The sequence below is a fragment of the Bradyrhizobium zhanjiangense genome, from assembly GCF_004114935.1.
Classification (GTDB): domain Bacteria; phylum Pseudomonadota; class Alphaproteobacteria; order Rhizobiales; family Xanthobacteraceae; genus Bradyrhizobium; species Bradyrhizobium zhanjiangense.
Map to the genome: position 1 here is coordinate 3,308,580 of NZ_CP022221.1, position 19,708 is coordinate 3,328,287.

25 protein-coding genes and 6 pseudogenes are annotated in these 19,708 nt (G+C 60.7%); 16 read left to right on the forward strand and 15 right to left on the reverse strand.

What is annotated here, in order from left to right:
• Positions 1 to 215: 215 nt before the first annotated feature.
• The 4 genes from lon to XH85_RS15495 form a co-directional block, all read right to left on the reverse strand.
• The gene (gene lon, locus XH85_RS15480; protein WP_128932483.1) at positions 216 to 2,609 is read right to left on the reverse strand and encodes an endopeptidase La; all 2,394 of its coding nucleotides are present in this window, start codon (positions 2,607 to 2,609) and stop codon (positions 216 to 218) included.
• Between the two features lie 8 nt (positions 2,610 to 2,617).
• On the reverse strand, positions 2,618 to 3,001 hold the full coding sequence (locus XH85_RS15485) for an Hsp20/alpha crystallin family protein (RefSeq protein ID WP_011088914.1): 384 nt from the start codon (positions 2,999 to 3,001) through the stop codon (positions 2,618 to 2,620).
• A gap of 153 nt (positions 3,002 to 3,154) precedes the next feature.
• Positions 3,155 to 3,721 (reverse strand): YciE/YciF ferroxidase family protein, encoded by a 567-nt coding sequence (locus XH85_RS15490; protein WP_128932484.1) that lies wholly within the window; start codon positions 3,719 to 3,721, stop codon positions 3,155 to 3,157.
• A gap of 113 nt (positions 3,722 to 3,834) precedes the next feature.
• A complete protein-coding gene (locus XH85_RS15495) occupies positions 3,835 to 4,041 on the reverse strand; it encodes a hypothetical protein (RefSeq protein WP_091898377.1) in 207 nt (68 codons plus the stop codon).
• Between the two features lie 86 nt (positions 4,042 to 4,127).
• On the opposite strand from XH85_RS15495, the gene XH85_RS15500 reads away from it, so the two are divergent.
• From XH85_RS15500 to XH85_RS15510, 3 genes and pseudogenes are all read left to right on the forward strand, one after another.
• Positions 4,128 to 4,754 (forward strand): MarC family protein, encoded by a 627-nt coding sequence (locus XH85_RS15500; protein WP_128932485.1) that lies wholly within the window; start codon positions 4,128 to 4,130, stop codon positions 4,752 to 4,754.
• 165 nt (positions 4,755 to 4,919) lie between these two features.
• Positions 4,920 to 5,036: pseudogene (locus XH85_RS15505) on the forward strand (class II aldolase/adducin family protein); the annotation flags it as partial.
• A 36-nt stretch (positions 5,037 to 5,072) separates the two neighbouring features.
• On the forward strand, positions 5,073 to 6,860 hold the full coding sequence (locus XH85_RS15510) for a chloride channel protein (RefSeq protein ID WP_128932486.1): 1,788 nt from the start codon (positions 5,073 to 5,075) through the stop codon (positions 6,858 to 6,860).
• A gap of 11 nt (positions 6,861 to 6,871) precedes the next feature.
• On the opposite strand, the pseudogene XH85_RS15515 reads toward XH85_RS15510, so the two are convergent.
• Positions 6,872 to 7,130 (reverse strand): annotated as a pseudogene (locus XH85_RS15515) (DUF2798 domain-containing protein).
• 272 nt (positions 7,131 to 7,402) lie between these two features.
• On the opposite strand from XH85_RS15515, the gene XH85_RS15520 reads away from it, so the two are divergent.
• Positions 7,403 to 7,810, forward strand: coding sequence for a hypothetical protein (locus XH85_RS15520; protein ID WP_128932487.1), 408 nt, complete (start codon positions 7,403 to 7,405; stop codon positions 7,808 to 7,810).
• 648 nt (positions 7,811 to 8,458) lie between these two features.
• Complete coding sequence (locus XH85_RS15525) at positions 8,459 to 8,650, forward strand: ParB N-terminal domain-containing protein (protein WP_028153650.1); 192 nt, start codon at positions 8,459 to 8,461, stop codon at positions 8,648 to 8,650.
• Positions 8,651 to 8,899: 249 nt separating this feature from the next.
• Here the strand turns inward: XH85_RS15525 and XH85_RS45085 are convergent, their stop codons facing one another.
• Positions 8,900 to 9,046 (reverse strand): hypothetical protein, encoded by a 147-nt coding sequence (locus XH85_RS45085; protein WP_164940781.1) that lies wholly within the window; start codon positions 9,044 to 9,046, stop codon positions 8,900 to 8,902.
• Positions 9,047 to 9,101: 55 nt separating this feature from the next.
• Between XH85_RS45085 and XH85_RS45090 the strand changes: the two genes are divergently transcribed.
• A complete protein-coding gene (locus XH85_RS45090) occupies positions 9,102 to 9,311 on the forward strand; it encodes a hypothetical protein (protein WP_164939415.1) in 210 nt (69 codons plus the stop codon).
• A 12-nt stretch (positions 9,312 to 9,323) separates the two neighbouring features.
• On the opposite strand, the pseudogene XH85_RS15530 reads toward XH85_RS45090, so the two are convergent.
• A pseudogene (locus tag XH85_RS15530) lies at positions 9,324 to 9,567 on the reverse strand (transposase); the annotation flags it as partial.
• Between the two features lie 162 nt (positions 9,568 to 9,729).
• Positions 9,730 to 9,831: pseudogene (locus XH85_RS46645) on the reverse strand (response regulator); the annotation flags it as partial.
• Positions 9,832 to 10,070: 239 nt separating this feature from the next.
• Between XH85_RS46645 and XH85_RS15540 the strand changes: the two are divergent.
• The gene (locus tag XH85_RS15540; RefSeq protein WP_128932488.1) at positions 10,071 to 10,445 is read left to right on the forward strand and encodes a response regulator; all 375 of its coding nucleotides are present in this window, start codon (positions 10,071 to 10,073) and stop codon (positions 10,443 to 10,445) included.
• Positions 10,446 to 10,830: 385 nt separating this feature from the next.
• Here the strand turns inward: XH85_RS15540 and XH85_RS15545 are convergent, their stop codons facing one another.
• A complete protein-coding gene (locus XH85_RS15545; RefSeq protein ID WP_128932489.1) occupies positions 10,831 to 11,049 on the reverse strand; it encodes a hypothetical protein in 219 nt (72 codons plus the stop codon).
• Between the two features lie 1,348 nt (positions 11,050 to 12,397).
• Here XH85_RS15545 and XH85_RS45900 point away from each other — a divergent pair.
• Entirely contained in the window at positions 12,398 to 12,568 is a 171-nt protein-coding gene (locus tag XH85_RS45900) for a DUF1330 domain-containing protein (protein WP_208758128.1), read from the forward strand.
• Positions 12,565 to 12,696, forward strand: coding sequence for a DUF1330 domain-containing protein (locus XH85_RS48025; RefSeq protein WP_420837910.1), 132 nt, complete (start codon positions 12,565 to 12,567; stop codon positions 12,694 to 12,696). The genes XH85_RS45900 and XH85_RS48025 overlap by 4 nt, the downstream gene beginning before the upstream one ends.
• A gap of 499 nt (positions 12,697 to 13,195) precedes the next feature.
• Here XH85_RS48025 and XH85_RS15555 read toward each other — a convergent pair whose 3' ends face one another.
• The 4 genes from XH85_RS15555 to XH85_RS45095 form a co-directional block, all read right to left on the reverse strand.
• Positions 13,196 to 13,474 carry a hypothetical protein gene (locus tag XH85_RS15555; RefSeq protein WP_164939272.1) on the reverse strand — a complete coding sequence of 93 codons (279 nt, stop codon included), beginning with the start codon at positions 13,472 to 13,474 and terminating at the stop codon, positions 13,196 to 13,198.
• Between the two features lie 4 nt (positions 13,475 to 13,478).
• Entirely contained in the window at positions 13,479 to 13,862 is a 384-nt protein-coding gene (locus XH85_RS45910; RefSeq protein WP_206734913.1) for a site-specific integrase, read from the reverse strand.
• Complete coding sequence (locus tag XH85_RS45915; protein ID WP_206734304.1) at positions 13,859 to 14,248, reverse strand: DUF4102 domain-containing protein; 390 nt, start codon at positions 14,246 to 14,248, stop codon at positions 13,859 to 13,861. The genes XH85_RS45910 and XH85_RS45915 overlap by 4 nt, the downstream gene beginning before the upstream one ends.
• 614 nt (positions 14,249 to 14,862) lie before the next feature.
• Positions 14,863 to 15,159: a hypothetical protein gene (locus XH85_RS45095; RefSeq protein ID WP_164940640.1), complete on the reverse strand. Its 297-nt coding sequence runs from the start codon at positions 15,157 to 15,159 to the stop codon at positions 14,863 to 14,865.
• A 139-nt stretch (positions 15,160 to 15,298) separates the two neighbouring features.
• On the opposite strand from XH85_RS45095, the gene XH85_RS15570 reads away from it, so the two are divergent.
• The 3 genes from XH85_RS15570 (at position 15,299) to XH85_RS15580 (ending at position 17,404) form a co-directional block, all read left to right on the forward strand.
• Positions 15,299 to 15,547 carry a hypothetical protein gene (locus XH85_RS15570; protein WP_245473717.1) on the forward strand — a complete coding sequence of 83 codons (249 nt, stop codon included), beginning with the start codon at positions 15,299 to 15,301 and terminating at the stop codon, positions 15,545 to 15,547.
• Positions 15,531 to 16,217 (forward strand): hypothetical protein, encoded by a 687-nt coding sequence (locus tag XH85_RS15575; protein ID WP_128932492.1) that lies wholly within the window; start codon positions 15,531 to 15,533, stop codon positions 16,215 to 16,217. Before XH85_RS15570 ends, XH85_RS15575 begins: the two co-directional genes overlap by 17 nt.
• A gap of 380 nt (positions 16,218 to 16,597) precedes the next feature.
• Positions 16,598 to 17,404, forward strand: coding sequence for a hypothetical protein (locus tag XH85_RS15580; RefSeq protein WP_128932493.1), 807 nt, complete (start codon positions 16,598 to 16,600; stop codon positions 17,402 to 17,404).
• Between the two features lie 199 nt (positions 17,405 to 17,603).
• On the opposite strand, the gene XH85_RS45100 is transcribed toward XH85_RS15580, so the two are convergent.
• Positions 17,604 to 17,765, reverse strand: a complete 162-nt coding sequence (locus XH85_RS45100; protein WP_164940641.1) for a hypothetical protein — start codon at positions 17,763 to 17,765, stop codon at positions 17,604 to 17,606.
• Positions 17,766 to 18,035: 270 nt separating this feature from the next.
• On the opposite strand from XH85_RS45100, the gene XH85_RS46650 reads away from it, so the two are divergent.
• Together XH85_RS46650 and XH85_RS46655 are read left to right on the forward strand one after the other, a co-directional pair.
• On the forward strand, positions 18,036 to 18,236 hold the full coding sequence (locus tag XH85_RS46650; RefSeq protein WP_128932289.1) for a hypothetical protein: 201 nt from the start codon (positions 18,036 to 18,038) through the stop codon (positions 18,234 to 18,236).
• A gap of 46 nt (positions 18,237 to 18,282) precedes the next feature.
• Positions 18,283 to 18,384 (forward strand): annotated as a pseudogene (locus XH85_RS46655) (SOS response-associated peptidase); the annotation flags it as partial.
• 326 nt (positions 18,385 to 18,710) lie between these two features.
• On the opposite strand, the gene XH85_RS15600 reads toward XH85_RS46655, so the two are convergent.
• The gene (locus XH85_RS15600) at positions 18,711 to 18,926 is read right to left on the reverse strand and encodes a hypothetical protein (protein WP_128932494.1); all 216 of its coding nucleotides are present in this window, start codon (positions 18,924 to 18,926) and stop codon (positions 18,711 to 18,713) included.
• Positions 18,927 to 19,060: 134 nt separating this feature from the next.
• Here XH85_RS15600 and XH85_RS15605 point away from each other — a divergent pair.
• Positions 19,061 to 19,312: pseudogene (locus XH85_RS15605) on the forward strand (SOS response-associated peptidase); the annotation flags it as partial.
• A 214-nt stretch (positions 19,313 to 19,526) separates the two neighbouring features.
• A complete protein-coding gene (locus XH85_RS45105) occupies positions 19,527 to 19,700 on the forward strand; it encodes a hypothetical protein (RefSeq protein ID WP_164934602.1) in 174 nt (57 codons plus the stop codon).
• Positions 19,701 to 19,708 lie beyond the last annotated feature (8 nt).

The following is a 19,708-nucleotide window of genomic DNA, read 5'->3' on the forward strand; positions in this document are numbered from 1 at the left end:
GGGTAGGAGGGGGCCTTTTATTTGGGGCTGCCGCGAGGGCTCGAGACGGAGGGCTCAACCCTTGCGGCGCTTCACCCGGACCGGGACCGGCTGAAGCCGCGGTCCTGGCGCCGCCAGGACATCGCGAACCCGGTCGATGGCGCGATCGAGCAGCTGGCGCAGCCGCTGCGTTTTCCGTGATCGCTTCGCTCTTTCCAGCAATCCGCTCATCGCATTCACTCCGCCGCCTCGACCTTGGCATCAGCCGGCTCGAGCGCCGCGGCGATGGCTTCGTCCACGCGTTCCAGCCAGATGAATTCGAGGTTGTCCCGCGCGCTCTTCGGGATGTCGTCGTAATCCCGCTTGTTGCGCGCCGGCAGCATCACCCGCTTCAATCCGGCAGCGGCCGCAGCCACCACCTTCTCCTTGATGCCGCCGACTGGCAGCACCAGGCCGCGCAGCGAGATCTCGCCGGTCATCGCGGTGTCGCTGCGCACCGTGCGATTGGTGAGTAGCGACGTCAGCGCCGTGAACATCGCAACGCCCGCGCTCGGCCCGTCCTTCGGGGTCGCTCCCGCGGGAACGTGAACGTGGATGTCGCTCTTCTCGAACAGCTGCGGATCAATGCCGAGCTGGGTGGCTCGGCTCTTCACCAGCGTCAGCGCAGCTTGCACGCTCTCGCGCATGACGTCGCCGAGCTGACCGGTCAGGATCAGCCCGCCCTTGCCGGGGACGCGCGAGGCCTCGATGAACAGGATGTCGCCGCCGACCGGCGTCCAGGCGAGACCGGTGGCGACGCCCGGAACGCTGGTGCGCAGCGCGATCTCGCCCTCGAAGCGCGGCTGGCCGAGCACGGTAGCGATGTCCCTCGGGCTCACCACGACCTTCGCGGCCGTGCCCTCGGCGACCTGCACCGCGGCATGCCGGAATACCTTGCCGATCTCGCGCTCGAGGTTACGCACGCCGGCCTCGCGGGTGTAGCTCTTGACGATCAGCTTCAGCGCCTCCGGCTCGATCTCGGCCTGTTCGGCCGAGAGGCCGTTGGCCTCCAGCTGGCGCCGCACCAGGTAGCGCCGTGCGATCTCCAGCTTCTCCTCCTCGGTGTAGCCGGCGAGGCTGATCAGCTCCATGCGGTCGAGCAGCGGACCCGGGATCTGGTCCAGCATGTTGGCGGTCGCAATGAACACCACGCGCGACAGGTCGAAGGGCACGCCCAGGTAATTGTCCCGGAAGGTCCCGTTCTGCTCGGGGTCGAGCACCTCCAGCATCGCGGCGGAAGGATCGCCCTGCACACCGCGGCCCATCTTGTCGATCTCGTCCAGCATCATCACGCAGTTGCGGGCGCCCGCCTTCTTGATGCCCTGGATGATGTTGCCGGGCAGCGCGCCGATATAGGTGCGCCGGTGGCCGCGGATCTCCGCCTCGTCATGCACGCCGCCGAGGCTGACGCGTACGAAGGGACGATCCATCGCGCGTGCGATGGATTGGCCGAGCGAGGTCTTGCCAACGCCGGGAGGGCCGACGAAGCACAGGATCGGCGCCTTGCCCTGCGGGGCGAGCTTGCGCACCGCCAGATATTCGATGATCCGGCTCTTGATCTTCTCCAGGCCGAAATGGTCGGCATCGAGGATGCGACGCGCCTCCTTGATGTCGATCGGCTTCTCCGCGGGCAGCGCCCAGGGCAGCTCGATCAGCCAGTCGAGATAGGTGCGGACCATGCCGGCTTCGCCGGCGGCCTCCGGCATGCGCTCGTAGCGGCGCAGCTCCTTCTTGGCGTGCGCATCCGCCTCGGGCGGCATGTTGGCCTTGGCGATGGCAGCCGTCAGCTCGGCGACCTCGGCCGCCTTGCCGTCGCCTTCGCCGAGCTGGCGCTGGATGGTCGCCATTTGCTCGCGCAGGATCGCCTCGCGCTGCCGCTCGTCGAAACTGGCGCGGGTCTTCTGGCCGATTTCGTTGCTGATGCGCAGCACCTCCAGCCGTTCGGCCAGGTGCTTCGACACCTTCTCGACGCGCAAGGCGAGGTCGATGGTCTCCAGCACCTCCTGCTTGTCCTGCGGCTTGATGTCCATGAACGAGGTCGCCAGGTCCGCCAGCGCGCCGGGCGCGCTGGTGCCCTGGAACATCGCTGCCAGCTCGGGCGGGGCCTGCGGCAGCAGCTCGATCGCCTCGATGGCCAGGCGCTGCAGGTTCAGCACGCGCGCCTCGATCTCGGGCGAGGTCGTGGTCGGCTCGGGGATCTGCTGGATGCGGGCAGCCGGGAAAGGCGTACCGGGCAGGAAGTCGAGGATGCGCGCGCGCTGCACGCCCTGGCAGACGATGTGGTGAGTGCCGTCGGGCGCGGTGATGTAGCGCACGATATTGGCGATGGTCGCGACCCGGTAGAGGTCGTCCGGACCGGGCTCCTCGATCTCGGGGCTGCGTTGCAGCACGATGCCGACCGGCCGCTGCTCGCGCAGCGCCTGCTGTGCGGCGGCGATGGACTTTGCCCGGCCGATCGAAATCGGCGCGATCGCGCCGGGGAACAGCACCATCTCGCGCACGGGGATCACGATCAGCGCGTCTTCGGGGACCTTCACGTCGGAATTGTTTTGGGAATTGGTCTGGGCGTTATTCATCTGTTCGGTGGCCATGATCGACCTCAGGATTTGGCGAGGCGCAGCGCAACGCAGCCGTCCATCACGAAGCGGCTGATGGCGTAGCGGCCAAGGGGGAGCGCGATGCGCCGCTCGAAGCGGCCCTGCGGTAGCTCGAGCCGGTGGATGCGGGCGTTGCGAAGCTCCGGCGGAAGGGTGCGCTGGCCGGAGATGACGAGCGCGCCGTCATGGATCACCGTCTCGACATTGTCCGGATTGACGCCGGGAAGCGCGACCAGGATCAGGAGCTCATGCTCGGTTTCGAGCACGTCGATCGGCGGCTCCCAGCAGGCTTCCTGGCGGCCGAACTGCTGGCGCAGCCGTTCGGCGCGGGTCAGCGAGTCCAGGGCTTCGGACAGCATCCAGTCGAGGGGATTTTTGGGTTGCATGATGCGGGCTCGGCGGTGGGAAAGGCTGCATATGGGGCCGGTTCCGCGGAAATCCAGCCCGACGATGCGGGCGTGCCATGCGCCATCGTGTGATCCCGAACAGGCAAACGCCGCGGCTCGGACCGCGACGTTTCGTCATTGCGCGGGTACGGCTCAGGCCGCCGCGCGGTACTCGTCTTCCGCTTCGAGGTTGATCACGGACGTCGCTAGCTCGGTCAGCGTGTGGTCGGTCGCCTCTTCCTCGTCCAACGTCTCCTGGAGCAGCCTCGCCGCATCCTGCATGCCGAGCTCCTCGGCCCAGGTCCGCAGCGTGCCGTAGCGGGAGATTTCGTAGTGCTCCACGGCTTGCGCCGCCGCGAGCAGACCGGCGTCGAGGGCAGGGGCGTTCTTGAATTCCTTCATGATCTCGGCGCCCTCGTCGGTAATGCCGTTGATGGCCTCGCAAGTCTTGCCACGTGCGGGCTTGCCCAGCATCTTGAAGACCTGGTCGAGACGTTTGACCTGGCCCTGGGTCTCGCGCAGATGCTTGTTGAAGGCCGCCGCAAGATCCTTCGAATGCGCAGCCTTGGCCATCTTCGGCAGCGTCTTGATGATCTTGTTCTCCGCGAAATAGATGTCCTTCAGCGTCTCCAGGAACAGGTCGCTGAGCATCTTCGGCGCCTGACGCGGTCGGCGCGCGGCGGTCTTCTTGGTTGTGCGTTTCTTCGCTCGTTTAGCCATACGTCCTCCTCTTGAGGTCACATCGGAAGGCGTCGCCTCCCTCAATCCTCAGGCGATCAAAGCCCTTTGAAAAACGAAAGTTCCAAACTGCAACCGGCGCTCACGGCGATCTCTCAGGTTGGATGCTTGTAGGGGTCCTCCTGCCGTTGCCGGGCCTCGGTGTTACGGTCGAGCTGCGCGCGTTCGCTGCGCCGCAGGCGTCCGGCCTTCATCACGCCGTAGACGAGGACCGCGCCGAGCAGGAAGGCTCCAATGAACCAGAGCCAGAGCAGGTTGGCCGAGAGATGGCCGAGCAGCATTCCGATTCCACTGTCGCTCATTGATCGTCTCCAGTGATTTCCAAAATGGTTCTGCCGGGCTAAGTCAGTCCGCCTGCCATCGTTCCTTCCGCGGAGCCCCCCGAGACATGATCGATTTCGCCCTGTCGGCCTTCGTGACGCTGCTGCTGGTGGTCGATCCCGTCGGCCTTGCGCCGGCCTTTCTGGCCGCCACCGCCGGCATGCCAGACAAGATCAAGCGAACGGTCGCGTTGCGGGCGCCGCTGATCGCCGCCTCGATCCTGGTCGTGATCGCGCTGGTCGGAAACGGCCTGCTCCGCCAGCTCGGGATCGGCATTCCCGCCTTCCAGATCGCCGGCGGGCTGCTGCTATTCGGTGTCTCGTACCAGATGATCTTCGGTGACCGTCCGCATCGCGAGGCCCGGGAGGCCGACAAGGCGACATCCGAGCATGCCTCAGATGTCGCGGTGTTTCCGCTCGCCATTCCCATGATGGCCGGCCCCGGCGCGATCGCGACCACGCTGCTGCTGGCGGGCGATGCCGGTTATGGGGCGAGGCTCGTGATCATCATCGCCGTGGTGCTCTCGGTCTGCCTGCTCTGCATGCTGTGCTTCGTCTCCGCGAGCCTGATCGCCCGCACTCTCGGGCGCACCGGAAATGCCGTGCTCTCGCGCGTGCTGGGCATGCTGCTCGCCGCCTATTCGGTGCAGTTCGTCATCAACGGCATTGCAGCCGTTCGGGCGAACCTGTCGTAGGGGGGGCGACAATCTGTTAATTTATTGATTTTACGGTTCATTTCGAGGAGCAGCGGATCCGTCGGCAAGATGGCGCCCGATCAGGTCGCTTTCGCTTGCACTGCGACATTGCTTTGCCGTACTTCCCCTCTGACGTTCATCGCCAAGAAGCCGAGAAGAAGAGAGATGTCGATGACAGCGGACGAGCTCGACAAGAGACAGGCCATCATCGACGCCTGCCGCCGCATGAATGCGCTCGGCATCTACCAGGGCACCTCTGGCAATATCAGCGTCCGCATGGCCGGCTCCGGCCTGTCGGAAGGGTAGGGCGGGCAGAAGGTGTTCGTTCGAATCAAACATCTGATCGATAGCAAGAGAACGAACCGCACCATGGTTCGGCTGCGTGCCCTGCTGCGCAGCAACGAGTTCTACCTGATCCCGCTCGCGCTCGTGATCGGCACGCTGGCGGGCGCGATCGTGACGCTGATGGCCGAGATCGCCCAGATCGCGCACGTCGTGATCTACGGCATCCCCATCGATGTTCGCCTCTCGTCCAATGCGAGCGTCAGTCCCTGGGCGGCGCTGATTGCGCCGGCGCTCGGCGGGCTTTCGCTCGGCATCATGGAATGGTCGCGGCGGCGCATGAAGATCTCGAACGCGGTCGACCCGATCGAGGCCAACGCGCTGCGCGGCGGCAATCTCTCGATGCGCGACAGCCTGGTGGTGTCGAGCCAGACCTTGATCTCCAACGGCTGCGGCGCTTCGGTCGGCCTCGAAGCCGGCTATACCCAGATCGGCTCGGGTATCGCCGCGCTGCTCGGCAAGTTCTTCAATCTCCGCCGCAACGATATGCGCCTGATGGTCGGCTGCGGCGCTGCCGCCGCGATCGCGGCGGCGTTCGGCGCGCCGATCACCGGCGCCTTCTACGCCTGCGAGCTGATCGTCGGCGTCTATTCGGTCGGCAGTGCCGCCCCGATCCTGGCGGCCTCGCTCGCCGGCGCTCTGACCGCGCAATGGCTGGGCGGCGCGCCGTACTCGCTGGAGATACCGAAGGTCAGCGCCGTCGGTGTCGAGCAGTACCTGGCCCTGATCGGGCTCGCCCTCGTCACCAGCGGCGTCGGCATCGCCGTGATGCGCTCCTCGCCGACGTTCGAGCGCCTGTTCGCCTGGATGCCGGTCTGGCTGCGTCCGGTGATCGGCGGTCTCATCGTCGGCGGCTTCGCGATTGTCACGCCGCAGGTGCTGGCCGCCGGCCACGGCGCCATGGTGCTCGATCTCTTTCACGACATGACGATCGGCTTGATCGCGCTGATCATCGCCCTGAAGGTGACGGCCTGCCTGGTCTCGCTCGCCTCGGGCTTCCGTGGCGGCCTGTTCTTCGCCTCGCTGTTCGTCGGCAGCCTGATCGGAAAGTTCTTTGCCGCGCTGCTGCTCTTGATCAGCCCGAACTTCGTGATCGATCCGCTGGTCGCGATGCTGACCGGCATGGCGACGCTCGGCGTCGCCATCGTCGGCGGCCCCTTGACCATGTCGTTCCTCGTGCTCGAGATGACGCGCAATGTCGACGTCACCGCCGTGGTGCTGGCCGGTTGCATCGTCACCTCGATCTGCGTCCGCTTCATGTTCGGCCACTCCTTCTCGACCTGGCGCCTGCACCTGCGCGGCGAGACCATCCGCAGCGCCAACGACGTCGGCTGGCTGCGCAATCTCACCGTCGAGCGGCTGATGCGCTCGGACGTCGGCAAGGTGCCGTCGACCACGACGATCGCGGCCGTGCGCCGCGAATTCGCGCTGGGGTCGCGGCCCGGTATCGTCATCGTCAATAATGCGGACGAATATGTCGGCCTCGTCCTGCTGCCCGACCTGTTCTCCAGCGATCTCGACACCATCGCCGACGAAATCCAGGTGATCGAGCTCGCCCGTCTGATCGACATCGTGCTGATCCCGGAAATGAACGTGAAGTCGGCGATGGCGGTGTTCGACGAGGCCGAAGCCGAGATGCTGGCGGTGGTCGATTCCACCGACAGCCGCAAGGTGGTCGGCTTCCTCACCGAGAACTTCGCGCGCCGCCGCTATGTCGAGGAGATCGACAAGGCGACGCGCGGCGTGCTGGGGGCGCTGTCGTAGGGGCGCTCCGGCTATTGGCCTGGTTGAGGTGGGGGCGGCGACGAGGCAGGCCACGATCCGGCGGACCAGCGGCAACACCACGAGCAGCGTCGGGAAAGCGACGAGCCATGACAGCCCCCAGGCGCCGGGCCAGGTTGCCAGGAAGGCCGGCGTTGCGCCGAGGCTTCGCAGCGTCGAAATGACTGACACCACCGCCGTCATGAGGATGGACAGCACGAATGGCATCACGATCGGCGCATAGCGCGCCGGCAGTTTACGAACCGCAATCATCTGATTTCTTTCGAGGAAAAGGACGCGTCGATCACGGTGAACCTTCGAAAATGGCATCGATTCCGACGGCGTCGGTTGATGCGTTGGTTCACGTGACACGCTTACGGCGACCGAAAAACGGCGCGGCCGTTCATTATCCGCTCAGGTTGGATGGTTCAAGCTGGATCTGATCGTTCGGTTTACAATCATTCAAGGCGTGGCAGATCGCCGCGATCAGGAAACCATTTCAGTGGTTTGCGCGCTACGTGAGGCTAGAATAGAGGAAGGTCAGAATGAGTGAAGGGCCGATGATTTCCGCAGCCCGCCGCAACATGGTCCTGGCCGCGTTCGCAAGCCTGGCATTGGTCGCAACCCCCGTATCGCCCTCGGCAGCGGCATCCTCAGCACCGGCCAAGACGGTGTCCGCAAAGGGTGTCACGGCAGGTCAGGGCTCCTCTGACGTCACTGATTTCAGCGCTGCCCGTCGCCGCCATTACTATCGACGCGGGCCAAACGCCGCAGGTCTCGCCTTCATGGGCATGGCGGCCGGTCTGATCGGAGGCGCGATCGCCGAGAGCCAGCGCCGCGAGTACTATGAGAACCGCTATTATTATGGCCCAGGCCCTTACTACGGCGGCCCCGGCTATTACGGCGGCGGTCCTTATTACGGCGGCCCGCGCTACTATTATCAGCCATATTAAGCGGTCGTTTTCGTCCAAAAGGGGTGGTGCTTTGCACCGCCTCTTTTTGCTGTGCGCCCTCTGTCAATCCTCGTTCGCGAAAATATTCCACTTTACCGAAATTCGGAATTGGCGTATTTGTCGCTTATCGCGGCTCACCCTTGAGCGGCGATCATGTGTCGTGATGATCGCAGAGTCGGGCTTGCGGTGGACGCGGCAGCGTCGGGCGCGAGAGCCAAGAGCAGGGCGGATTGCTCTCCGTGAGCCCTTAAGGTTTCGCGTGGACGGACGGCGCTGTCAGGTTTCGTCGCGCCAGCATTTCGATGGCAACGTGCACAACGCCGTCGAACCCTGCGGTGCCAACGAACCGCGCGTACGGCAAAACCGTATGGTCCTTGCTGCAAGCGATTTTTCGGCCTGTTGAAATCGCCGAAGCGCCTGAAGATAAAAGTATATTTCTGTTACTGCCGACGGGCGAGAGGCCCGTCCGAACCTGCTGGGCCCTAACAGGCCCTAGTTTCACGTGGCGCGAGCCGGTCCCGTCCCCTGTAAGCCCGGTTGCGTTGTGCGGCCTTCCTGCGGCCATTGGAACGCCGGGACCGGCACGATGTTAGATGGATTGTGCACCATCGCGGCGGCGCTGACCGCGCGCTGGATCGGAGGCAGCACATGATCATCGTGGACGAAGACGGCGAGATCATCGCCACAGCATCCGATGACCATACTCTAATCGGCGGCCACCACCGCCTCGCTGTGGCGGCCAGCCTTGGTAAAAAACTGTTCTGGCGACATACCGGCGAACCAGTGAAGCTTGATAACTTCTTCAAGCATTATGGAAGTTCTCTTCGACATTCAGCCTAAGCCGCTCGACGAGGGATAATGTCTCGCTCACTTGCCCTGCATCGTGTGCTGAGCAAGCGCCCAGTCAATCTTCGGCGCGCGCGCCCAGGTTACAGCCCATCGTGTGCCTGATCGCGCTCGCCGAAGCCGCCCTCTGCCCTGCCACGGTTCGGATCGCACTCATTGACCGCGTTTCCGCCAAGCGACGATCTCATCCTCGTGCCCCCGCTGAACCCCGATTACTTGCGCCGCTCCCCCCGGTCGTCGTCTTCAAGAATGTCCGCCCCACCGATCAAGGACGTGCGGAAGGGACTGCTGTTCGGCCTCGTTGACGATCCGGCACCGTTCCCATGCCTCGGGCTCGATGTGCTCGTTGATTTCGGCTTCGACGCGCGCCCGCAGGTCGTTCGGGTCCATTGCGTCCAATTCCCAGCATCGCTGACCGAATGTTTTCCGGAACCACGGAGCGCGCGTGGTCCTTCCTCTTGTCTGCGACGTTGAAGGCAGGCCTTCCACCGTTGTCCGACGCAATGGTCACGACGAGAACGATCCCATTTTCGAGATCATCGACCACAGCGATGACGACGCGTCCTGGCCGGGTGTTGTTGTTGAAAAGAACGATGTCCCTGTCGTGGAGCCGAAAGTACGGAAGAACGATATGGACGACGATATTCCGTTCTGAGTGTCCGCACCGGCGCAGTCAGGCGCCGCTCCGATCGGATGCCGAAGCAGTAACCGATCAGGAGCATCCGGATCATCAGCTCGGGATCGATCGAAGGTCGACCGATGCTGCTGTAGAAAGGCGCCAGGTCCCGCCGGACCTGTTCAAGATCGACAAACCTGTCAATCAACCGCAGCAAGTGATCAGTCGGGATATGTCTTTCGAGCGAGAACTCATAGAACAACGTGGCCTGTTCGACTTGCCGATGCCCCATCATGATCTTCAGTCCTGCCAATTAGACAGACTGAATCACTGATATCTCTGCGTCGCAACAGCCGCCTTTTTCAACAGAATCGGCCAATTGCATAAGTTTCACCCACCCGGGAGCTAAGGGGCGCTCGCGCGCGATCTCGCGCCTCCATAAGGTACTTTTCGATTGTTAGGTCGGCGAGCCTGCGTTGAGAAGCTGCGATACGGCCGTGACCAATTGCGCCGGGGCAAAGGGCTTTTTCAGCAGAATGCTGTTCGGCACGCCCTCCGTTGTCTATGACTGGCGCTGCTGCCGAGGAGTGGGCTCGGAAGTTGCGCGCTTCGTCAGGCAAATCGATGATGGGCAAAATCTGGCAGCTCCCCCTCCGCGTAATCGGTTGAAACGAAACGGTTCCGTCGAACTCCGTAACGCGATCCGGGCGGAAAGTTCAAAAGTGAACATTAGTCGGGGAACGATCGGGCAGTGCCGTCCTTTGTACTGTGGCAGTCCTTCTTCCATGGGGGCGTGCCATGAATGATTGCGACAACAAGCTAAACGGTTGCCGTGTTCTCATCGTCGAGGACGAGTATTTTCTGGCGAACGATCTGGAAGTAGCGCTCAAATCCCATGGCGCGAGTATCATTGGACCCTTTGGTGACTTTGATGCAGCGTACCGCCGAGCCGCACGCGATCACTTCGACGTCGCCATCATCGACATCAATCTCCACAATAGGGCGGCTTATCCCATCGCAGACGAACTGATCCGGCAGGGCGTACCCTTTGTCTTCTATACTGGATACGGCGGCGAAATCATCCCGGAGCGCTTTGTGGGGGTGAAACTGTGGCAGAAGCCTTTCGATCCGCTAGAACTCGTTGAGGATATCGGGCGGCTGTGTCGGCGATGATCGTTCAGGCCGAGCATCGTGCGGTGTCGCATCAGCGCGGTCGTCGTCTGTCCGACTTGGGTCAAAATCGGCGGTCCTGACCGCTGCAATCAGTTTCCGCTCCACGCCCGACAGCCGACACCCCAACGACCATTCCGCTGGGCGGTGATGGGCCAACAGGAGACATTCGCAGTAAGAGGCCGCCAGCTGAGGCGGCCTTACTTCTTTCGGGATCGCTCCAGTATCTCAAGGACCTTGCCGGATCGGTCCAAGACCAGCGTGCTTTTTGCCAGCGTCATGTAACTGTCCGCCAGCATCTGAAGCTGGTAACGAGAATGCGAGTCAGAAGCCTCTTCGGCCGCTCTGCTGTAATGGGCCGCTAGTTGCGCAAATTCGTCCGGCATCATCATGGCCGGGCGTGAAGGAAACGGTCAGCGGGCGCGCCGACGCCATCAATTTGAACACGCTCCTGCTTGCGCAATTCATTGACTAGACGTTCGAGGTAGGGCGGCAGAGGCGAGGCTTCGAGAAATAAGTCCTCTTGCAACCTGTTACCCACCTCGTCGCAAATCGACTGGGCAGTCAGACGTTCGATGTGGTCCGATGCTCGACTGGTCGGTTCCATATCGCGACCTTTCGATTTTGGCCCCACGATTCACTTAAGTTTCAGGGGTGAAGAATGTTTCGCGTAGCTTCGAAGGATGCCGATGGTTCCAACGGAACGAAAGCTCAACCCAAATCGAACCTGGCGCAGCCTTTATAGAGCAGCATTCCGTAGGGACGAGCCTTCGCGATGTGCGTCAGGCTTATTGCCATCGTCAGCGCTGGTGCCAGTACCGCGCCGAGTTAGTGAAGCTCTAGGCGCGCGACTTTCAACACGTTCAGAATGTCTGTTCCGGATCAAAATGCGAAGAACTCAGGCTGAGCACATGAAGTCCGCTACGGTCCACTGAGCCGACCTCATGAGTGTGCAGCCACATCAACGCTGGCGCTCGTCTCAGTCCGAGTTTGTATGAACAGATTGGCGGCCCCGGTTGTGGGTTATCCCATGATAAACAGATCGACGGGCAAGCTGATCAGCGAGGTCGCCGAGACTTCTCTTACCGAAGCGACCGCCACTTGCTCTTTGCCCCGGTAAATGGGGTAGGAGCCGTTTACCGGGCTTTACGCAAGCCGGGGGTGGCTCCCTAGCCCGCGCCGGGAAAGCCAATCAGCGACCCCTTACGGCCCGAGCCGTTGGAGGTCCGTCGTGGTCAGCGCGATGTCTGCGAGGGGCGATCCCCTTTCGCCACGTCCTCCGCCGCGTCGCCGCACCGCTGCCGCGCGCTCTTGGGCACAGTCTTGGCGGAGTAACGAGAGGAACATGGCGCGATCCCGCCGAGAAAGCACCCGCCAAGCTCCTGCCAAGCCCGTTCTAACTCGCTCATCGGCCCTATCCCGTTGAATTAGCGATATTACCGGATGCAGCAAAATCGGAAAAGTTCGGGGCCAAATACGCCAAACGGGGGCCGTCGCGCGTCCCCGCGCCTCAAGGCCCGTTTCGAAGGATCCGCCAAAGCGCCGACACAAATTTCGAGAGTAGCCGGGATGGGTAAGCATCGTCCTGGCGATCCGGCGCGGCCGACGGCGCGCCGCCATCTAATTCGGTCAGCCGCTCCACCATGCCTTGCAGTCGCAACGGTAGCGGAGTGAGATCGTCCGCGAGCGTCCCGCGAAGCCGCCGGCCGATTTCGTCGCAGATCGCCCGGAGATGCTCCGGCTCTAAGTCGGAGGGTGAACCATGGGCGCGAGTTGGAGGGCTGTCCGCCACGGCTGCGACCGTTCTGGATTGCACAGCTTCCCTGCCGCCTTAAACGCGTACGACCCTTCGTTGCTCCTACGAGGCTGTTCTTTTGTTCGTGATCTCGAACCGAGCTACCGGTGCTATCAATCCGTGATAGGCTTCCGGCCAGAGACGATGCCGGAGAGCGGCCATGCCGAAGGCTTACGTGATCGCTGAGCACCTCATCACCGAGCCCGCCGTATTCGAGGAGTACCGGGTCAAGGTCGGGCCGATGATCGAAAAATATGGCGGGCATTATCTGACCAAGGGCGGCGCGCATCAATTCCCGAAGGCGGTCACTGGGAGCCAGACCGCGTGGTGATCATCGAGTTCCCCGACAAGCAATCGCTCGACGCGTGGTACAACTCGCCAGAGTATCAGCCACTCGTAAAATTACGCAAAGAGAGCACGAGTGATCTCGATATGCTAATCACGCTTGAGGGCGTGTAGCCGCCGCAATCGGTACAGTGGAATTCGAAGTTGAAGTGATATTGATCAGGACAGTTCGGAATTTGCTGATAATCTCTGATCGAGATCGATAGCACGGGTACGGTTCGCCCGTTGCCGCTCTAGGCCTTTTCGAAGATGGAAAAAGTAGCTCTCGATATTGCGGGTATCGATTGGCTAGGTCTGTCAGCGTGCCGCCTCCGTTTGACAGGTATCTGGCCAATTTCAGAGACCATTGTCTTCAGAGGCCATTGTCGTCTCGCGTGTTCGTCCACCTCGTCGGTCGGTCGCTGCCTTCGTGGAATTCACCGTGTCGAAGCAGCCATGCGAGTGGCGTGCGCCTCTGCATCGTCACTGACAACTGCCAGCCTGCGATAATGTCGTCGTTGGACATGGGGGTCTGTCGCGCTGATCACTACGCCGTGCTCGGACCGACGCCGGTCTACTGCCGGTGGTGGACGTTGGACAACGCTGCCGGGGATTGCGGCTCACTGTTCGCGGGTCAGGGTCGTAACTTCCGCTTCCAAGGTGGTTGCGGCACGGCAGAGTGGACGCTTCGAGGCTCGATCGGCGGTGGAACGCCCAATGGGCGGCTGTCCTTGATCCGTTGGAGTTCTTCCTCTTCCTCTCGTTCCATTTGGTCGAAAGCCCGATGCAGGCGCGCATTCTCTTCGAATTCCCTGTCTTGCTCGGCTTGCCATTTTGCGAGTTCGACTGGGTCCTCCGGATCGGCACACCCGTTCCTGCGCATTTCTTCGACCCATTCGTCGAACTGCGCCATTCGCTCAAGGTCTTCTTCCACCTGGCGCAGGTCTCTGAGTATCCGCCCGGTCCTTGGTTTGTCGTTCATTGAGTGCCCCCTCTTCGGGGTCGAGCGGCTCCAGATCACTGCAAGGGTTGGCGGTGATGTACTCGCGCTGCAACGCCCACCGGAACATGCCCGATGCCGCCTTGCGCATGTGACGCGCATTGCTGACCGACGGCTTGCCGCCGTGCCGACCCGCTACAATATCGTCCGACAAAGCCTGAATGTCGCCTCGGGTGACGTCGGCTGCGATCTTCCGGCCGAGCTTCGAGCCGATGAGGCGGCGCAGATGGCTCGCGGTGTTTTCCCAACTTTCCAGCCGGGGCCGCATCTCGCCGTCCGGCTTCTTGACTGGCGTTTTCATCCAGTCGATCCGCTCCTCGATGATCTCATTGACGGTCTTGCCCCGCTTCGCCTGCCGATCTTTTCGGTCGCGGAAGTCTCGGCAATCGCGTCGCCGCCCATGCCCTTGAGGCCATAGACCTTGCTCCGGGCGTCCTCGACGGTGAAGGTCTCGGGGTTATAGAGGCCGAGCCAGCCGGTGCGCTGCTTACCGGTCGCCCGATCGGTGAACTTGACGGAAAAGGTCGCCACGCCAGCCGTTGTGATGCTGACATAGAGGCCGGGGCATTTGCGATCGTAGAACTTGACCCGTTTGGGCACCCGTCTTTCGCAAAGGCGGTTGGTCAGGATGACGCTGCCGTTGCGGGCGCGCTTGCCAGCGGGGGCGGCGGTGATGGTAGTATCCATTTCGGTTTCGGCTCCTAAGGCTTGGGACCAAAGGGCTCGGCTTTGGGGCTTTCAGTTTGTCGTGCGGACGCTGAAAGGCTTAGGGCCGGGCCCTAGTTTTGACGAAGCCCGCCGAAGCGCCCCGATGCCAAAATATAGACGTGTGGTCCTGGCCGTCGTTGCTACGGTCAAGCCCTGGCGGATGCGGCATTGGCGTCAACCGGCGCAGTGTCCGTGACTTTCGCTGGGGTGAGGGAGGCCAAAGGGAATTCGGCTCCCGGGAGAGCGCGGCATAAGCCGTCAAACCACTGCGCAGGGATTGTAAAGGCCAAAATAGCGCAATAAAATCAATGCATAAGCGGGCTTGTGTCCACCGTTGTGTCGCGATCTCGGGAAGGTGCTGTTTCCAAGGAATTTTTCGAAGAGTGATGGCCTCGCGGGAAGCCCCGTATTTTCCCGGATAGGCCAAAGTCGGGAAGTGGACAGACCCGCGCCCGCAGTGTCAGCGACAATGACAATGTTTCATACCGTAATGTTATTGGCTGGCGCTCAGGCCCGGTAGTCGTAGGGTTGCGACTGCCGGGCCTGATTTGCTTTCGCTGTGACGTAGATCAACCGGCCGTTCCGGCGGCGCTCTACAAGAGCAGATGGACCGCACCATGTTCCAACAGCATCTCGCGATGGCCGAGCGACATGTCGCTCTCAGTGAGAAGCACCTGTTGAAGCAAGAAGCTCTGATCGCGGAGCTGGACCGCGATGGCCACGATACGGCTGATGCTGTGGAGCTCCTTGCCACCATGCGCGCGACACAGCGGCTGCACCTTCAGGATCGCGACCGGCTGTTGACAGAGTTGGAGCGTTAGGCCCGACGCTTGCGGCGGGAAGTCCGCCCAGCTCATTGCGATGATCCGGACCGCCGGTCGGCACTTCATCCGCCTTATCCACAAGCGCCTCCGTAATCCTCCGGCTCCACACTACCCTGCATTGTGCCATGGTCGTGCTTCCCGATTCGTCAGAGAAGGACAAGCGCGCATGGCACTAAACGACGGTGAGATCGCAATTGTGTAGGGCATGTTGGTTCGCGGCGATAGGCAGCACGACATCGCAGCCTACTTCGGCATCAACGGTGGCCGCATCGGCGAAATTAGCACCGGCCAAACTGGCAGCAGCATCGCTGCAGCATCAGCAGAGGACTTGCCACCGGCCGGCCCGTACATGGCTGGCCGCTCTGCGCTTCGCGCTCGCGACACGCTGACTGCGCTACGTGATCTCATCCAAGACGCGATCGACGATATCGATTTGTATGAAAAGAACGATTGAATTCAATCAGTGTGGCGGAGGAGCACCTGTGCTAGAGCTAGTCTCAATAATACGCCCGTATCTCGAAGTCGCTTACTTCCTTTCAGGAATTTTCATTCTGCTCGGACTATTTTTCGCATATCGGCAGCTAAACCTCCTCCGTCTAGACGTCGATCTTAGAAATGATCGGGCAGCGAAAGAAAGTGCAATCCGCGCCTGTGAGCGATATCTGAATTCTTACACTAAGAGAGCGAAACTTCTTCTCGATGAAAGAGAGGCCAAATCGCTTCCGGACTACACTGGTCCAATTGGCGATTTTTCCAGCACCTCAATTCCGAATGAATTCAAACAGAGTGGCAGTCAAAAGCTATTGCTTGAGAATCTTCTTTCGGCTCTGAATGAACTAGAAGCAATTGCCACCTCATTTCGGACAGGGGTAGCTGACGAGAAGACGGGATTCGAAATTATTGGGCGGACGTTTTGTTCAACGGTCGAGCACCATTACGATGTCATCGCTCTCTGCCGCAATGATAAAGTGCACGGCTATTGGAGCGGGATAGTCGACGTCTACTCTATCTGGCGTCCTAGGTTAAACAAAGCAGAAATGGAATTTGCAAAGAATCTGTTGGCGCAAGAAATCGATCGCCTCAAGGACTCAGAAATTCCTCCACTCGGACGGGATCGAACCTAGGCTCTCAACCCAACTCGCCTCTCCAGCTCTCGCCACAAAGCCCGCGCTTGCGGATGCCATGCCGCGCCACCGCTCTCCGGCGGATACTCGCTATCGCCTTCGTCGGGATTGATGACGGCGGGCCACATCCACGGCTTGAGCTGCAGCTCATCATGCAGCTCGCTGTGCAGCCGTCACCATTCGTCGCAGACCGGGCAGCGCTTGGTCATCACCTCGCAGACGCAGCCCACTGTCAGATTGATTGACAGTGGCTGGGAGTTTCAAGCACGAACTGCGGCATGTGCAGCGCGGAAAGAGCGAAGGGTTTCGCCTCTTGCGTGCTAACAGGGTTTGTTGGACACTTTCGGACTACACGCTTTCAGACACGAGATGAAGTTCAAATGGTCGAACCTCCGTTCCTCTGCCCGCTTTGTGGTCGCCCTGCAAAGAACGATCGGATTGCACTTCGCGACGCCGACGTGATCACCTGTCAGCAATGTGGCCATTTCCAAATAAGCGGGTCTGCCGAAATCACAATTCGCAATGTGGATGGTAGACTGAAGCGCAAGATAGGGTTTTGGACACGAGATCAAAATGATCTCGGAGAAGACCTTCCTATGGTGACAACATATACCGCGGATTCGGTGGCCAAGCTTCCGGATAAGACAGTCATAGAGCAGGCCGAGCGGCTACTTCATTTTGGCATTCGCGAGCAAAAGGATTTGGGCGGTCGCTTTCGCCTAAACACACCATTGATCGTCGGCTTGACCCACTCTCATTCCGACGGAGACGTTCAGGCGCTCGCCCGCTTCTTGCACGATAATGGATGGTTGGAGGAAGGCTACAACGGCGGGATTGCCCAAATATCGCCTCGGGGATTCATGCACGCGAGCGAGTCCCGTGTTTCTGAATCCGTCACCGGCTTCATTGCCATGTGGTTCGACAAATCCATGGACGTGGCCCGCGACCAAGGGCTCGACCCAGCAATTCGGGCGGCCGGTTACACGCCAGTCATCGTGAGCGGCGTTGAGCATATCAACAAGATCGACGATGAAATCGTCTCGCAAATCCGCAAGTCAAAATTTTTTGGTGGCGGACTTTACCGGCCATCGCGGAGGCGTCTATTTCGAGGCAGGCTTTGCGATGGGGCTCGGCTTGCCGGTCTTTTGGACGTGTCGAAGAGACGATTTAGCCAACCTCCATTTTGATATTCGTCAGTACAATTGCATTGATTGGGTTGATACTACCGACCTTGCAGCGCGGCTCACACGACGCATTGAGGCCATCATCGGCCCAGGCCCTATAAAGTCCAAGTAGATCAATCACTCCCAGCTCACACGCAGTCACGGTTGACGCTGATCCAAATGCACCGTTGCCCCCAGCGGATCGTCATGGCTACGGACGGCATCAGTTATCACCGCGCGCCAGCTTCGCGACAGCCCGACGAAGCTTGATCTCGATGCACCGAGCGCAGATCAGGTCGCCGTCACCGGCGGGTGGCGCAAGAACGGTCAGCTCCTCTGGCGCGAACTCTTCTTCGCAGTGATCGCAGTGAGGGATTTCGAGCATCCGCGCATTCGGTAGCTCTTCAACTCGACCGACCGCAAGAAACCGAGCCCTTGGCCTAACCCATGTGCAACCTGCTCCGCGTGATCCGCAACGCGCAAGCCGGACCGAGATGACGCTGATGCGCTTGGGCTTGCATCAGTTCGTTCCCAACCGGAACACGGCGAGCGTTGCACATTTACAACCCGCGTGGACATCTGAGATGTTAAGCTGCTCGGTCGAGACCGAACAATATTTCATTGTATACTTCAGCACGATGATTGGGGGTGAAAGATGTTTGATGTCTATCGCAACGATAAACGCGACTTGCTCGTCCTGGGCACAGGCTCAGCGGTACCCGTGCTTGGTTCTAGGCAAAAGTGGCGCAAGAGCAGAAAGAGGGTCTGCAAAGTCAGCGACGAGATCAGGTCAGCCGTTCAGAGACAAGGCTATTACTTCCGCACGTTGCGCGTTACCGAGAAGGGATTGAGCTAGGGCGAGTGCGTTGGCGGCTCGTGTTCTGATTAGCAACCTCTAGAGCATCACCACCAAACAAGCCGCCATCCTCGCGCTCTTCCGCGTAGGTCAAGTCGGCAACCTGCCGATGTCCGGCGTCTTCCCGAACTACCGGGCGCCCGTGATCATAATGCCGAAGCCGGAGCTGAGATAGCGCTGAACTGTCACACACGCTTCATTCGTCTGGAGGGCGCCGTGGCCTTACCTTCGCCGCCGACTTCGAGGTTCGGCTTGTGACAGCTTCAAACACCGCAATACGGCGATCGAGTTGCCATAGCTCGACATCGTTGACATCAACTAGCTGCTCAGCACGTTCTCGTGCTTCCTGCTCGTCGGCACATTGCAAATGGGCCACGCTTATAACGTGGTGGTACTGGTCCAAAAGGTAAGCTCGGTAGTGCGCCATGCCCACGGCTCCAAGGCCCGCGTTTATCGGATCGTCACCTCGACCCTTCAATAAGCGCCCTCCAGCACGTCCGCCGTTAGCAGCGAAGCGCCAAGGGTTGCTAAGTAGTGCAGCAATTCGCAATCGGGACGCGCGTTCATATTGCCGACAAACGAGGCGACCGCGTTCTTAAGATCACCTCGGTCGAGATGATCGAACGCCCGTTGCTTGCACCGCTCGACATACTTGTCGCGCGTCATCTCAATTAACAGGGAACGTTCCATTTCGCCTCCCCACCGATGAGTTACTTCCAATAGTGGAGTTGGAACCGAGCGGATTTAGCCTGTCGGTTCGAAAAGCGACAAACAGACGCTCTTTGATCGCAAGTGTGGGAATTAGGATACAGACGCACGTCGCGGGCGCTCGCAGCACGAAGTCCAAGCCGATCCCCGCTCCGCACCTCGTTTATGGTTTCCTGACGACAAACGCCGAATGCCGTCGTCGAGCCGATCCATCCAACGCGATGCCGGTGATCCTGGCGACCGATGAGGACCGCGATGTCTGGATACGCGCGCCGTGGGGTGAGGCCAAGGCGCTGCAACGGCCGTTGCCGGATGATGTGCTCAAGATCGTGCGCGGGGCGGAGAAGGAAGATCGGGCGGTAGCCTAAAAAATACTCGGTCGCCGCGATCCCTCCGCTCGCGACAGGTCCTTTCGCATGGCTATCTGCGCACATTGATCGAGGCAGCGCCGCGACACTGCCACGATGGCAAGTTGGCATTTGAAACAAAAAGTGAAAAAAAGAGCGGGGATATTCCCCAAAGCTGACTTGATTTCTCCATTCGCTAGCTTTCTCAGCGCATTTTATCGATGAGTAAGCAGCGATGACTGATCAGCAATTAGCCCTGCAAGCGATTAGCGAAGCGCAACTCATATTGGAAGAATACCTTCGGCCCTGTCCTAAGGATAATGCGCATATCCTTGAAAAGTTGTTGGAAGTTCTCGAACGCCCCGCCTTGCTCGTTGCTGTAAGTCGATTGCAGCAACACGGCAATTGAGCGCGCCC